Below are 15,307 nucleotides of genomic sequence, written 5' to 3' on the forward strand. Positions count from 1 at the left end.
GTTGTTATTGCTGATCGTTGGTACCACACCGATGATGGACCATTAGCTTACACACTTTCTTTTATCCCTATCGAACTTATTTCAGATGCTGAGATTTCTTTACATGATACTAAACAGTTGTTAAACTTCATTGAAGAAGGTATCTATCACGAAGGCATATCAAGCCACTCACAAAGCCATTTGGGATATGCGACATCTGGCAATTTTTCAGCAACTAAATACACCCTATCCGATCATGGACAATTCATATTAATACAAGAAACAATTTTTAACCAAGAGAAAATACTAATGTGTAATAAGCATTACGTTCCCATTGAGCACTTTGAATTGTCCATTACCTCTCATTAAGGAGGCAAGCCTATGCAAAATAGACTATTAAAAGTTGCTTTTTTCATAACTTTTACCGAATTAATTATGGGCCTAATAGTTGGCGCTTATTTTAAGTTAAGTTATTTTCTAGCCCCTCCAAAGGAACCGTCAATGGGTGCTGGGTACGGAATGCTCTTTTCTATGTTATTTATACTTATTAGTTACTTAATTCTATTAGCTATAATTCAATTCTTAGCTTATCGATCTCAATCTAAGGTAATAGCAATCATTGTTTTGCTACTTTTTTTCCTCCCACTACGGGCAAATATTGGATGGCCTATCCTTATGATCTTCTTACCGCAAGTGGTAGTGACTATTATATCTCTATTATCACAACATAAAACTCCCCTTTAACAAAGGGGAGTTTTATGTTGTGATAAGTTAGTGATTAGAAGCCACCCATCATAGATGGATCCATTGCAGGAGCTGTAGGAGCTTCTGGTTCAGGTTTATTTGCTACTACTGCTTCTGTAGTCAAGATAAGACTTGCTACAGATGCCGCATTTTGAAGTGCAGAACGTGTTACTTTGACAGGGTCAATGATACCTGTGGTAACCATATCTACCCATTCTCCATTAGCCGCATTAAATCCTGTACCAATTTCAGACTGTTTTAAACGTTCAATAATAACTGAACCTTCATATCCAGCATTGTAAGCAATTTGACGAACAGGCTCTTCGAGAGCACGAAGAACAATATTACGTCCAGTCTCCTCATCACCATTAAGTTTCAGTGCCGCTACTTTTTCAATAACGTTCACAAGAGCCGTACCTCCACCTGAAACAATACCTTCTTCAACTGCAGCACGCGTTGCATTTAACGCATCTTCGATGCGAAGTTTCATCTCTTTTAATTCTGTTTCAGTCGCTGCACCAACTTTAATTACTGCTACACCACCGGCTAACTTAGCAAGTCGTTCTTGTAATTTTTCACGATCAAAATCAGAAGTTGTAGCCTCCATCTGTGACTTAATGATAGCTACGCGATTAGCAATTGCTGATGAGTCACCGGCACCTTCGACAATAACAGTAGAATCTTTATCTACTGTTACTTTAGCAGACTGTCCTAAAACTTGCATAGTAGCATCTTTTAAGTCTAAACCAAGGTCTTCAGTAACGACAGTTCCTCCTGTTAGGATAGCAATATCTTCCAGCATGGCTTTACGACGATCACCAAATCCAGGCGCTTTAACAGCTACGACATTGAAAGTTCCACGAATTTTGTTAAGAACAAGCGTTGGGAGAGCTTCTCCATCAACATCATCAGCGATGATTAGCAACGGACGATTTGTTTTAAGAACCTCTTCTAATAATGGTAAAATTTCTTGGATATTTGAAATTTTCTTATCTGTAATAAGGATATACGGATTCTCAAGTTCAGAGACCATTTTCTCGTTATCAGTTACCATATACTGTGACAAGTACCCACGGTCAAACTGCATTCCTTCCACAACTTCAAGCTCTGTTTCCATACCTCGCGATTCTTCAATAGTGATAACACCATCATTACCCACGCGCTCCATAGCTTCAGAAATATATTCCCCAACTTTTTCAGAACGTGAAGACACAGCTGCAACTTGAGCAATAGCTTCTTTGCCTGAAACTGGTTGTGCAATCTCTTTTAGCTCTTCAACTGCTGCTGAAACAGCTGTTTCAATACCACGACGAATGCCAATCGGATTTGCCCCTGCAGTTACATTTTTAAGACCTTCCCGTACAATAGCTTGGGTCAAAACAGTAGCAGTTGTAGTGCCATCCCCTGCAATATCATTAGTTTTTGAAGCCACTTCTGACACAAGTTTAGCTCCCATATTTTCAAAGTGATCTTCTAGCTCAATTTCTTTAGCAATTGTTACACCATCATTTGTAATTAAAGGAGAACCAAATGCTTTTTCAAGAACAACATTACGGCCTTTAGGACCTAATGTTACTTTGACTGTATCAGCTAAAATATCAACACCACGCACCATTGCTGAGCGGGCATCTGCTGAAAATTTAATATCTTTTGCCATAATTTAATACCCAGGCCTAAAATTTAACAAAGTCTACTTTCTTTACAAAGCAACTTTTCTCTAATAGGCCTATATCCTTTCTTGCTTAATAAAACCTATTTAACGACAGCAACAATGTCACTTTCGCGAACAACTGTCACTTTTTCGTTACCGTCTTTAACTTCCAAACCAGCATCATTTTCGACTAAAACAGTATCACCCTCTGCAACACTAGGTGCAACTAATTCCCCTGTTAAGGTACGAATACCGTCACCCACAGCAAGAACTTTGGCTGTCTTTGTCGCATCATGGCTTGCTCCTGCAAGAACAAAACCACCGACAGATTTCTCTTCAGTTTCAACAAACGAAATGATCACACGATCACCTAATGGTTTTAACATAATAAACGAACCTCCATACGAGATATATTTTGATTTTTTAGCACTCCTATACAGAGAGTGCTAACTACAGAAACTATTCTATCACTTGGTCAGAATTAGTCAAGAGAAAAGGCATGTTTCAAACAAGAAAAATTTCCCTAGTTATCCTGTCCATTCACTAGAGAAATTTATATTTTAACCTAAGACAAGGGCATCATCTATCAACTGTTGACCTGAGTTTTTATGGAAAAGTTCCATTAATTCTGCAACTGTTAAGTTTCTCTTTGCTTCTCCTTTAACATCAACAACAATTTTCCCGTGGTAGAGCATCACGAGACGATTACCATAAGCAATGGCATGTTCCATATTGTGTGTAATCATTAAGGCTGTCAATCGTTGTTCTTCTATCACTTTCTGTGTTAATTCCATAACCATATCGCTAGTTTTGGGATCTAGAGCCGCTGTATGTTCATCCAGTAATAATAATTTGGGACGAACAAGAGTTGCCATAGCTAACGTGAGGGCTTGACGCTGACCTCCAGATAAAAATGCAGCATCAGTCTTCATTCGATTTTCTAAGCCTAGACCTAATTGTGATAGAGACTTTTTAAATAGTTGACGGTCATCGTCAGTCACTGACTGTCTAAAAATGTGACGCTTATTGCCTCTTTTATGTGCAATTGCCATATTTTCTTCAATCGTCAAATTTGTTGCAGTTCCCATTCTAGGATCCTGAAAGACTCGACTAATATCCTTAGATCGTTTTTCTACAGAGTCTTTAGTAATTGATTGGTTGTCTAATGTGATTGTCCCCTGATCAATAGGAATCAGACCAGCAATACAGTTAAGGAGGGTTGATTTTCCTGCACCGTTACCTCCAATTACTGAAATAAAATCACCGTCTTCAATCGTTAAATCTAAACCACGTAAAACATGGTTCTCATTGACAGTTCCTTTTTCAAAAGTTTTGTGCAGATTGACTAATTCAAGTAATGACATGTTCTTATCCTTCCTTTGTAAGCGATTTAGAGGTTTTTACTCCTAGTTTAGCTCGTAATTCTGGGACATACAAAATGAGAGCCAACAAAATTGCTGAAACCAACTTTATCATCTGTGCATCAATATCGGTTGTTAATATGAAAACAATAATCATACGGTATAAAACAGCCCCTAATACAATTGACCATAACCTTTTACCAAGAGGTAAGTATTTTATCATTACTTCTGCCAAGATAATTGAAGCCAATCCAATAACGATTGTACCCACTCCCATATTCAAATCTGCATAGCCATTATTTTGCGCTAAAAGTGCACCAGATAAAGCAATCAGGCCATTCCCAATCATATATCCTAGCATTTTCATCCGATCTACTTTAATACTATTGGCTTGTCCCATAGCCTCATTATCACCTGTCGCTCTTAAAGCTAATCCTAGTTGGGTATTTAAAAAGAGATACAAAATTAAGATAACCAAACCTACACAAACAATTCCAATTAATAAAACTGCTGAAAGTTTATTTAAACCTAATCTTGTTACCATTGTAACCAAAGTATTTTTGAGAGCAAAAGAGACGTTTGATCTTCCTAAAACAAGTAAATTAATAGAGTAAAGTCCTGTCAACGTAATAATACCTGTTAGGAGGGCTGGTATTTTCATTTTAGTATGAAGAAAACCCGATACTAGTCCTGCCAACATACCACCTAACATGCCCGCTATGGTTGCCACAATTGGATTAATATCATTAACGATACATAAGGCGCAAACTGCAGCCCCCATAGGGAAAGCCCCTTCTGCAGAGAGATCGGCTATGTCTAAGATACGAAAAGTGATAAACACGCCAATTGCCATAATTGACCAAAGTAATCCTTGCGAAATTCCGGATAAGATAATATCTAACATACAATACCTTTCTGATTATTTATTATTTTTAATACTTGAAACATCAATTCCAAGCTCTTTTGCCATATCTTCATTAACTACTACTTTTAGATTTTGAGGATATTCTGAAGGAACTTTAGCGACGTCTTTACCTTTGAGGATTTTAACAGCTTGTCTTGCCGTTTGACGACCTAAAGCCTCATAATCAGCCCCATAAGAAAAGAGCAAACCACTTGGTACCATATCTGCTGAACCTCCCACAACAGGCACTTTTAATTCTTTCGATAGATTCCCTAACAGCGTTACTGAGCTGGCTATAATATTATCTGTTGGTACAAAAAGAACCTCTGTTTTAGACATTAAACTCTTAGCAGTATCTTGTACATCATTAGTGGAAGAAATACCTTTAACACTTGTTTTAATCCCCGCCTCTTGGAAGATTTTTTTTGCTTGTTTTACCTGAACTTCTGAGTTACGCTCGCTAGTGGTATACATAATACCAACACGTTTAACCTTAGGCATTACTTTTCTCAAAAGGGATACTTGCTTTTTAATTGGAGACATGTCACTTGTACCAGTCGCTAAACCTTCAGGTTTTTTCATTGATTTTACTAATTCAGCTGATACCGGATCTGTCACTGCTGTAAACAAAATAGGTGTTTCTGTTGACACCGTTGTCAACGATTGAGCCGCCGGAGTCGCAATTCCCAATACTAATTTATTATCTTTAATGAGTTTTTCAGAAATTGATTGGATATTTGACTGATCCCCTTGAGCATTCTTATACTCAATTTTGATATTTTTGCCATCTTTATAGCCTTCTTTAGCTAATTCTTTTATAAATCCTTTTCTAGTGGCAGTTAGAGAGGGATGTTCTACATATTGTAAAATACCAATATGTTTTACATCAGATTGACCATTTTGAGAAGATTGTGAACAAGCTGTCATCAGAACAGTTGCTAAAACGCTGCTAATTACCATCTTTGTTATTTTTTTCATTACTATCTCCTTGTAATACCATCAAATTTTCCATAAAACAAAAAACCAACTAGACCCTACATCTAGTTGGTTAATTATTTCTCTCAATTCCTCTGTGCACGGGAGGACGAAAAAATATTGCCTTAGCCAACTAGATTATTGAAATGATCTAATCGGCTCTGCTTTCATCATAAAATGCTTTAGCTTCATAGATACAAACTTTGCGTGACGTTTGTATCCTTGAGGCTACAAACGTCTATCTAAAGAAACTAAAGTAATAATAAGTATTTGTTTGTTTAATAATAGACGATTTGATTAACATATTATTCTCTCCTTGTTTATGGTTGCCTATAAGTTTACGTCATTTAGAAATAATTGTCAATAGTTAAATTTGATTTTTTTGAAAATTCTTGTTAGATAGATAATTTAAATAATAGCCATTCGTTGATATAACAAGCTTTTAAGGAAATTTAGATTTGCTATCCTTAATTTTCCATATACTCTACTAAAGCATAATAAATACCATCGTTATCATTATCCTGAGTTACATTTCCAATTCTCTCTTGTAAATCTTTAGGAGCATTCGCCATGACAAAACCTTTACCCACAATTTCAAGCAGATTTAAATCATTATAGTTATCACCAAACGCAATAGAGTCTGCAAGAGAAATATCTAAATAGTCTGCTAAAGTTTTAGCAGATTTTCCTTTTTCAATACCTGGAGCCATTATTTCAATAAAGTAAGGAGCAGATTGTGCGATTGATAAATGTGGATATTGAGCTTTCAAAGTGTTCTCCAATCCTCCCATCAGAGATGGTTCTCCCATCAAGAGAAGTTTATGAATCCTATCTTGCTTCTCTAACTCCATCAAACTCATCTCTTTAGATTGTAAACCAACAATCTCCTCCTCTTTTTGGACCCACTCATTTTCTTTATCACAGGAATACCATTCATGATAACGATAGACATTCCATGCAATTTTCGAATAATGCTTGCTTACATAAGAACAAACTTGTAAGGCAACTTGACCATCCATTGTGTGGGAAGCAATTGTATTTTGTTGCATATCTTGTATTAAAGCCCCATTATAGGAAATAATATAAGAATCTATTCCAATTTGTTCCATAATCGGAGTAATTGCCTCAGGCATCCTAGCTGATATGGGAACGAAAGTAGTCCCTTGAGCTACTATTTGTTTAATTCCCTGCCGTGTCTTAGGTGTTACTTTAAAATTACTGTTAATTAAAGTACCATCAATATCACTAAATATTAGCCTCACCATATTATCCTCCAAAATATAATTGTACGCGCTTACTTTAGTCTAACACTTAAATTTTTGTTTCGCAAATAAACTTCGTCTGGTCTAATGAGACTACTAATATAAGCTATATTTCAAAACAAATTAGTTTATTTCTCTCAATGAACGGTGTAACATGTTACTATATAGTAATAATAGGAGGATTAACTATGCCGTATCCATACAAAGCCAATCATTCCATTGAATCAATCACCTTAAAAGTAAATGACCTCGAAAACCTCGTAAACTTCTATAGCGATATCATTGGGTTAACTGTTATTGACAAATCAAGCACTAGAGCCTTACTAGGGGTGAATCAAAAAATCCCTCTTATTATCCTTGAAAAAACTGAACTTGAAAAACATAGTACCTATGGCCTTTATCACACTGCTATTTTAGTACCAGATGAATACCATCTCAGTCTAGCTCTAAATCATTTATTATCTCAGCATATCCCTCTAGAGGGTGGAGCTGACCATGGCTATAGCAATGCTATCTATCTAAGTGATCCTGAAGGTAATGGAATCGAAATTTATAATGATAAGGATATCTCCATGTGGGATATCAGAGAGAGTGGACAAATTATTGGTATTACTGAAAGACTAGATATTGACAATTTACTTGACAGCCTTGTCAACGTTCCTAATAATTATAAGCTTTCTGAAAAAACTCATATTGGTCATATTCATTTGAGTGTTAAAGATGCTAAGATTAGCTCAAAACTCTATCAAAATGTTTTTGGCTTTGATGAGAAATTTGCAATCCCGACAGCTAGTTGGATTGCATCCGGCAACTACCATCATCATCTAGCCTTTAATAATTGGGCTGGTCCAAATCTTTCTAAAAACCAAGAAGATAGACCCGGAATTTCCTTATTGACAATTGCTTACAATGATGACAACCTTTTTAGAGATAGCTTAAAAAAAGCGCAACTTTACCAACTGACTTTCCTTGAAAAACAAGATCATTATTATATTATTGAAGATTTTGATGGCATCCGAATTAAAGTTGTTCTAAAACCAGAGAATTAACCATTACTTGACTTTTGCCTCTTCATTTTACATAATGTCAATATGATAAAAATTTTGATCCCAACCGCAAAAGAAATGAAAGTGTGTCAAAACATTGCAAGACCTAAACTGAGTGCTCAAACGAAAATTATAATTGATTATTTTTCTACTTTAACTGTTTCAGACTTAGAGGATATCTACAGAATTAATACAAGTGCAGCTCGTTGTGAGGCTCAAAGATGGCAAGATTTTAAATCTAAACAACTTACTCTGAATCCTGCTATTAAGTTATTCAACGGTCTTATGTACCGCAATATCAAAAGGCACAACTTATCCATAAGTGAAGCACAATTTATGGAAAATTCTGTTTTTATTACTAGTGCTCTTTATGGCATCATTCCTGCTATGACACTAATATCCCCTCATCGTTTAGATTTTAACACTAAAATCAAAATCAACAATAACTCTCTTAAAGTTTTTTGGCGTGAAAATTACGATACTTTTATGCAGTCAGATGACATTATGGTTTCTTTGCTTTCTAATGAATTTGAAACCGTCTTTTCTCCTAAAGAGCGTCAAAAACTAATACATCTTAACTTTATTGAAGATCGAGATGGCCAATTAAAAACCCACTCTACCATATCAAAAAAAACAAGAGGAAAGTGTTTAACTGCTATGATGGAAAATAATTGCCAAACTCTAGAACACTTAAAGCAATTACGCTTTGATGGCTTCTGTTATGATAATGAACTCTCAGACTCTAAGCAATTAACTTTTGTTAAAAAACAGACTTAAGTAACTATTTATCCACAATTTATTCACACAAAAAGCAAGAGATAATCGTATCTCTTGCTTTTTGACAAACTTGTAAGGTCTAAAAACCTCTCTATATCAAGGTTTCAAATAATATTAACAAAAAATAATTGTTATCAACAACTTGTGGATAACTATGGGGATAGACAGAGGATAATCTGTTTATATAAAGTTGATTACTTAACATTAATGTCATTTTATATACCTTTAGATTTCAAAAATACTTGTTAAATTAACAATAATAAACGTCAACATCTTGTCACAGACTGTCAAATACTTATAAACAAGCTGTGGATAAACATAACTTTCAATTTCTATTTAAAAGTTAATTTTTGACACTAAAGTAAATCATCTCGTTTGACTTGTTCATAACTATTGTCACCATCGTTTAATCCTTCCCAAATCACGACTTCACCTTCTTTTAAAGATTTTTGTACATCAATGATTCTTTGATTTGAAGATCCTCTAAATTGTAGCATTAAATTTCGCTTACTTTGATCAAACCTACCATCCACTAAAATATCAATCAAAGATAACATCTCCAATTTATCTTGAGTCTCCAGCATCATTTCTTCCCAAGTATACCCCGTCCATGACCAAATATCTTTTTCTGGCAATTCACGTCGGATACGCTGAAGAAGTGGCAGCAAAATACCTGTATTTAAGAACGGCTCTCCACCTAATAACGTTAAACCTTGGACGTAAGGTTGTGCCAAATCTTTCATAATTTGATCTTCAAGCTCTTTTGTATAAGGGATTCCGGCTCGAAAGGACCATGTAGCAGTATTATAACACCCTTTACAGTGGAACATACATCCAGCTACGTAGAGTGAATTTCTAACACCTTCACCATCTACAAAATTAAAAGCTTTATAATCAATGATATGGCCATGACTTAATTCTTCGCTTTTCCACTCCCCAGGCTTTGGAGTATTCCAACTTGCTTCTTCTGACATTTCTAACCTCTCTATTGATATGAAAAGAACCAGAACTAACTGGTCTTTTTATTATTATCTTAAAGTACTATTTTAGGTTAATCCAATAACGCTCTGTCTGATGACGACAATCTTCTAAAACACCACCGTTAGCTAATATTACTGACTTGCTGGCATCATTGTCTACATGGCATGTCACAAGTATTTCATTAATATTTTTTAGATGTGCTTGCTCAATTCCTAGCTTCAACTGTTCTTTAGCATAACCTTTGCCACGCTGGCGAGGTCGTATGGAATAACCAATATGTCCACCTTTTTCTAAAAGAGTATCATTTAGTCTTAAACGTAAATTTAAGAAACCTATAGCATTATTGTCATTGTCAAAAGACACAAACTGAATATATGGAACAAAATTATCAGGAACACCTATCCCTAACTCCATATTTAGGTTATGATCTAGCCAGTCTTCAAAATGCATAGTTGGTTCATAAAAACCACCATCCATTGAACTACTTTCTTTTTGAAACTCTTTATACATGGCTAAAATTTCTTCTTTATCTTCTAACACTGGGCGCCGTAATTTCATATTGTTTCCTATCCCATTATCTTCAAGTTAAGCATTCCAAAAGGAGCATTCGCTTTATTAATCTGGTCACAAATAAAATGACTCAATAAACTAGACTTTGGTGATATAGGATTGACACCTGTAGTGATAGCTTGAATAAAAGCATCAATCATTGGTTCAAAACCACGTTTCTCTAGAGTGCTTGCCCAAGAACCAAAACCGATAGCACGACGATCAAAGCCATCAATAACAGAAAGATTTGACAAATCATCTAATGAATAGGTTACTTCTGGCGACTCTATTTCAATTATTTCTCGACGAGACCCTGACTGCAGGTTCATGCTTGCTTCTATTATCTCACTGTCTGTTTCTAATGTTACTGATACTTGTAATATCTTATTCCCATCACGTTTAGTCACAAAGTATCCTCTTTTAACAACATTATTTGTCAAAAATAGCGCCGTATCTAAAGGATGGATAAACATATCAAAAAGCTTATATTGAAAATCCGCTGGTGCATTGACAGCATTTTTAAAGGTGCGAATATGGTTTTTATCTTCTACTTTTTTCATTTCCATAATACGTGGTGCAAAGCGACGATTAAAACCTGCCATTAAAAATGTTTTATGATCCTCCGCCAAATCATACAATGCTTTAGTTGAAGTATAATCTTCTGTCAAAGGCTTATCCATAAAAACTGGAATACCCTTTTTTAAAAAAGCTTTGCTATATCAAAGTGAGCACTAGTCGCGACATGAATGAAGACTCCATCCAAAGAATGCTCGGCTAGACTATCTAAACTGTCATAAGCTGTAGAAGAACCAAAAAGCATATTAACTTCTTCTAAAATCTGTTTTTGGCGTGTAAAAGATGCCAGTGCACACCTGTCACTTGACGCATATAAGGTAGATAAGCTTTCTGTGAAATACCTCCTAAACCGACAATTCCAAGTTGCAACATAGCATCCTCCTTCTATTTTTTCTTTGCCTTTTCCAAAAATTGTTTCCTTAAATCTTTTAGACGTGATTTTTGATTAGCATTCTCTCCAGTAGAGTGCTTCTCATGGAACTTCTGTACTTGTGCTTGCCCTTTGTAATCTAATTGGTATTTCCCCATATCTTAATAACTCCTTCTATTTTATCTTCTTATTTTAACATATAATAGACCAGAGGTTTTAATAGAGGTTTTAATTAATTACCTTGATTTTTAATACTTGATCCGTTCATATGTTTTACACGAGCAGAGATTTCCTTATGACGACCATTAACCATCGGACGAGCCTGTGGATTACCTAAGTAACCACATGTACGTTTGACAACATCTACTGTCTTAGGGTCGCTGTTACCACAATTTGGACAAGTAAAACCTCGATCTGTCGGTGTAAAATCCCCTTCAAATTGACATTGGTAACACTTATCAATCGGTGTATTAGTACCTAGATAACCTACCCGATCATAAGCATAGTCCCAAACTGCTTCTAAAGCTTTTGGATTCTGTTGCAAAACAGGGTATTCACAGTAGTGAATAAATCCTCCTGATGCACCCGTTTCAGGATAGATTTTCTCAAAATCTAGTTTTTCAAAAGGTGTTGGATTCTTACGCACATCATAATGGAATGAATTAGTGTAGTATTCCTTATCAGTAATATCAGTTACTATACCAAATTTTTCAGTATCTAAACGACAGAACCGGTCAGTCAAGCTCTCCGATGGTGTCGAATAAACTGAAAAATGATAATCATACTCATCAGACCAATCTGCACATAACTGCTTCATCTTACGAACGATGTCTACAGTAAATGCTTTAGCTTGATGGTTATCTTCCCAGTCACCACCATAAAAAACACTCGCCACCTCATATAAACCAATATAACCAAGAGACACCGTTGCACGGCGGTGATTAAAGAGTCGATCAACATTGTCATATTTTCCTAAACGTTCTCCAAATGCTCCATACTGGTAAAGAATGGGCGCATTTGCTGGGATAGCCTCTTTGACACGTTCCACACGATAAACCAAGGCATCTCTAGCAATACTCATACGTTCATTAAATATCTCCCAGAATTTATCCATATCACCGTTAGACTCCATGGCAACACGCGGTAGATTAACTGTTACAACTCCAAGATTCATACGACCAGATGTTACATCCTGACCATTTGCATCTCGCCACCCTTGTAGGAAAGAACGACAGCCCATAGGGGCTTTAAAAGAGCCCGTTAAGTCAATAATTTTATCATAAGAAAGGACATCTGGATACATCCGTTTTGTCGCACACTCTAATGCTAATTGTTTAATATCATAATTGGGGCTATTTTCTTCTAAATTAAGACCTTTTTTAAGCGTAAAAATTAATTTTGGAAAAATAGCAGTACGATGCTCGCTTCCTAAACCTTGAATCCGAATTTTCAAAATCGCTTTTTGAATTTCTCGTTCAAACCAATTAGTTCCTAATCCAAAACCAAGCGAAGTAAATGGCGTTTGCCCATTTGAAGTAAATAAAGTATTAATTTCATACTCCAAAGATTGCATGGCATCATATATATCTTTTTGTGTTTTAGCGCGCGCATAGTCTTCTTGTTTATCTTCAATAACCCATTCTTTTGCATCTTTTAAATGTTTTTGATAATTTAACTGTGCATAAGGAGCTAAAAACTCATCAATGCGATCTGCTGTACAGCCACCATATTGACTTGAAGCAACGTTCGCAATAATCTGTGAAATCTGAGCAGTCGCTGTCTGAATAGATTTTGGACTCTCAACTTCTGCATTACCAATCTTAAAACCATTTGCAAGCATTCCCTTAAAATCGATTAAACAGCAATTTGTCATGGGAGTGTATGGGCTGTAATCTAAATCATGGTAATGGATATCACCCTTTTGATGTGCATTTGCTACATGAGAAGGTAACATTTTCAGACCAATTGATTTCCCTACAATACCTGCTGTTAAATCACGTTGGGTATTAAACACATCAGAGTCTTTATTAGCATTCTCATTAACAACAGTTTGATCCTTATTAATTAATTTTCCAATAGAAAAATTGATATCTGTAGCCTGTGAACGCTCAAAATCGCGTTGGGTACGATAATTGATATATTCTTGTGCAATAGCGTACTCATTAGCTTCCAATAATTTATGTTCAACGATATTTTGTATTTCATATATCTTGATGTTATCTTTAAAACGATTGTAGATCTCAGCGATGACATGATCTGCAATCATCTCAAGTTTAGCCTCAACTAAAGGAGACATTTTGATAACTTTATTACTAGCTTTTAATAGAGCCGTGTAGATTTTATACTTATCAAAGCTGACCAAACGCCCGTCACGTTTAATCACTTTGATATCAGATTCTGTCGTAAATCGTTCTCTTTCCAATACCATCATGTGAAATATCCTCCAGTGACAATTATAGCATGCAAAGAAAAAAAATCAATATATTGTGTCAAGTTTTTTGCTCAGACACAATATATTGATTTTTTAATCTATTTGAAACGATATAGAACAAAATGAGTGATATTTGATAGAGGAACTTCTTGGTAGTGCTTCTTAATATCAGATTTCAGTTCATTTGGTAACTTCTCATTTTTATTTAAGATAAAGTATTTAGCCCCATGCTGAAGCAGCTCGTCCTTCAAAATTTTCTCATTATTTTTTTGCGCTGTATTAATATGTGGCAAAACAAATTGAGAAGCAGATTTTAACCGAGTGTGGCTATAAATGCTAGCGACTTTGTCCCAAACATAAATCTTACCATCTCTATCAATTTTTGTAGTCAAATAATGTGAAATGTCACGCCTTTCTTTACTAAGAGTAACATTTTGATAAGTATTATAAACTAGTAACCCTATCGATAAAGAAACTAGTAAGAGGGGCAAATAATATGTTTTCTTTACAAAAAGGTCTACGATAAGAGATTTACCAGAGAAATACTGACGTCTATGTGAACGCCTGTCAATCACTTTTTGGTAAAGAATAGTAATTTTATTACTCGTTAGCAAAAGACCAAATGGTAAAGCAGGTAAAAAGTGGTAAAGGTTAAAATCTCTTGAAAAAATGGCCATTATAGCGTAAATAATAAAAATACAGGCAATAAAGTTCAAGCCGATTTGATAAGATGCTTTTTTACGATTTTGAATAAAATCCCATAGTCCAAAGAGACAACCTGACCCTAGAAGGACAACAATTTGAATTGCTAAACTAAGAAGGAATGAGTGGTTTGTCCTAGCGAAATACGTAAAGGGGTAAAAAATAGCTTTGTCAATATAAGAAGAGATAATCTGTAGATTAAACATAAAGTAACCAACAGTATAAGCAATTAAAATCATACCAAAAACAACGCATAAAAACTGATAAAATCCTCGTAGTGACTGCTTTTGCTTAATATTGGTTGCTGTTAAGAGAACAAAAGAGCAAAGCCAAAAAATCAGTGTTTGGGGATCTATAAATAGTGAGAATGCTGCTAAAATGCCATAAAATATAAATGCTTCATCAACGATATTATCGACACAAAATTTAATTAAAAACCATAGCGAAATGAGCATAAAAGGTAATGCCCACTGTATTGGGTACATACCACCGAATCCTAAGACAATATTCATTATATAGAAAATCAACGTCATGCCTATCGAGACAATTTCACTTTGTGCCACATAATAAACTAATTTATAAAAATAAATTCCAGATACATAGTAAGCAATAAACTGTACAATAAGTAACCAGATACTAGACCCTAAAAGGTAACTTAGAGCAATCGTTACATAGTATAAAAATCCTCCTGTAGCAAAAACATCACTATAAGGAATCTGTCCTTTGGTCATCATCAAACCTGTATAGAGATTCTGAGTCTGCAAACCATTTGCAAAATAAGTCAATAACGGATTTGCAATTGCTAAGAGAGTTGACAAAACACTATATAATAAAATTGAAAATCGACTAGATTTCTTCATTCTGATAGCCGTTCGTTTACTCATTGATGGGCTATTTTTATAGCTCACTCCAATTGGTTTTTCTAGGTTTTCTACCACTATTTTTCTCCTCATATTTACATACTACCAGTATATCAGAAAACCTTATTTAGTCAATTTA

The 15,307-nt window shown here is 35.1% G+C and carries 14 protein-coding genes and 2 pseudogenes; 4 read left to right on the forward strand and 12 right to left on the reverse strand.

The window, feature by feature from the left end; translation table 11 throughout:
- Positions 1-348, forward strand: a pseudogene (locus tag HMPREF9171_RS1000000114025) (GntR family transcriptional regulator); the annotation flags it as partial.
- 12 nt (positions 349-360) lie between these two features.
- A complete protein-coding gene (locus tag HMPREF9171_RS112075) occupies positions 361-723 on the forward strand; it encodes a hypothetical protein (protein ID WP_001181231.1) in 363 nt (120 codons plus the stop codon).
- Between the two features lie 34 nt (positions 724-757).
- Here the strand turns inward: HMPREF9171_RS112075 and groL are convergent, their stop codons facing one another.
- From groL to HMPREF9171_RS112045, 6 genes are all read right to left on the reverse strand, one after another.
- Positions 758-2,380 carry a chaperonin GroEL gene (gene groL, locus HMPREF9171_RS112070; protein ID WP_001029978.1) on the reverse strand — a complete coding sequence of 541 codons (1,623 nt, stop codon included), beginning with the start codon at positions 2,378-2,380 and terminating at the stop codon, positions 758-760.
- Between the two features lie 95 nt (positions 2,381-2,475).
- On the reverse strand, positions 2,476-2,760 hold the full coding sequence (gene groES / locus HMPREF9171_RS112065) for a co-chaperone GroES (RefSeq protein WP_000917300.1): 285 nt from the start codon (positions 2,758-2,760) through the stop codon (positions 2,476-2,478).
- A gap of 174 nt (positions 2,761-2,934) precedes the next feature.
- A complete protein-coding gene (locus HMPREF9171_RS112060) occupies positions 2,935-3,738 on the reverse strand; it encodes an ABC transporter ATP-binding protein (RefSeq protein ID WP_000054432.1) in 804 nt (267 codons plus the stop codon).
- A gap of 4 nt (positions 3,739-3,742) precedes the next feature.
- Positions 3,743-4,639: an ABC transporter permease gene (locus HMPREF9171_RS1000000114030; protein WP_000884159.1), complete on the reverse strand. Its 897-nt coding sequence runs from the start codon at positions 4,637-4,639 to the stop codon at positions 3,743-3,745.
- A 15-nt stretch (positions 4,640-4,654) separates the two neighbouring features.
- Complete coding sequence (locus HMPREF9171_RS1000000114035) at positions 4,655-5,617, reverse strand: ABC transporter substrate-binding protein (protein WP_000724427.1); 963 nt, start codon at positions 5,615-5,617, stop codon at positions 4,655-4,657.
- Between the two features lie 464 nt (positions 5,618-6,081).
- Positions 6,082-6,879 carry a Cof-type HAD-IIB family hydrolase gene (locus HMPREF9171_RS112045; protein WP_000251911.1) on the reverse strand — a complete coding sequence of 266 codons (798 nt, stop codon included), beginning with the start codon at positions 6,877-6,879 and terminating at the stop codon, positions 6,082-6,084.
- A 185-nt stretch (positions 6,880-7,064) separates the two neighbouring features.
- Between HMPREF9171_RS112045 and HMPREF9171_RS112040 the strand changes: the two genes are divergently transcribed.
- Both HMPREF9171_RS112040 and yaaA read left to right on the forward strand, forming a co-directional pair.
- Positions 7,065-7,925 (forward strand): VOC family protein, encoded by an 861-nt coding sequence (locus tag HMPREF9171_RS112040; RefSeq protein ID WP_001146811.1) that lies wholly within the window; start codon positions 7,065-7,067, stop codon positions 7,923-7,925.
- Between the two features lie 42 nt (positions 7,926-7,967).
- Entirely contained in the window at positions 7,968-8,699 is a 732-nt protein-coding gene (gene yaaA, locus HMPREF9171_RS112035) for a peroxide stress protein YaaA (RefSeq protein WP_000590606.1), read from the forward strand.
- 356 nt (positions 8,700-9,055) lie between these two features.
- Here yaaA and nrdG read toward each other — a convergent pair whose 3' ends face one another.
- The 6 genes and pseudogenes from nrdG to HMPREF9171_RS112010 form a co-directional block, all read right to left on the reverse strand.
- A complete protein-coding gene (gene nrdG, locus HMPREF9171_RS112030) occupies positions 9,056-9,673 on the reverse strand; it encodes an anaerobic ribonucleoside-triphosphate reductase activating protein (protein WP_001287939.1) in 618 nt (205 codons plus the stop codon).
- Positions 9,674-9,740: 67 nt separating this feature from the next.
- Positions 9,741-10,238 (reverse strand): GNAT family N-acetyltransferase, encoded by a 498-nt coding sequence (locus HMPREF9171_RS112025; protein WP_000776869.1) that lies wholly within the window; start codon positions 10,236-10,238, stop codon positions 9,741-9,743.
- 8 nt (positions 10,239-10,246) lie between these two features.
- Positions 10,247-11,177, reverse strand: a pseudogene (locus tag HMPREF9171_RS01000000112890) (Gfo/Idh/MocA family protein).
- A gap of 12 nt (positions 11,178-11,189) precedes the next feature.
- On the reverse strand, positions 11,190-11,333 hold the full coding sequence (locus HMPREF9171_RS112020; RefSeq protein WP_000521645.1) for a hypothetical protein: 144 nt from the start codon (positions 11,331-11,333) through the stop codon (positions 11,190-11,192).
- Between the two features lie 74 nt (positions 11,334-11,407).
- Positions 11,408-13,606, reverse strand: a complete 2,199-nt coding sequence (gene nrdD, locus HMPREF9171_RS112015; protein ID WP_000989505.1) for an anaerobic ribonucleoside-triphosphate reductase — start codon at positions 13,604-13,606, stop codon at positions 11,408-11,410.
- A gap of 98 nt (positions 13,607-13,704) precedes the next feature.
- Positions 13,705-15,246, reverse strand: coding sequence for a hypothetical protein (locus tag HMPREF9171_RS112010; RefSeq protein ID WP_000230039.1), 1,542 nt, complete (start codon positions 15,244-15,246; stop codon positions 13,705-13,707).
- Between the last annotated feature and the right edge of the window lie 61 nt (positions 15,247-15,307).

The organism is Streptococcus agalactiae ATCC 13813 (assembly GCF_000186445.1).
GTDB classification, from domain to species: domain Bacteria; phylum Bacillota; class Bacilli; order Lactobacillales; family Streptococcaceae; genus Streptococcus; species Streptococcus agalactiae.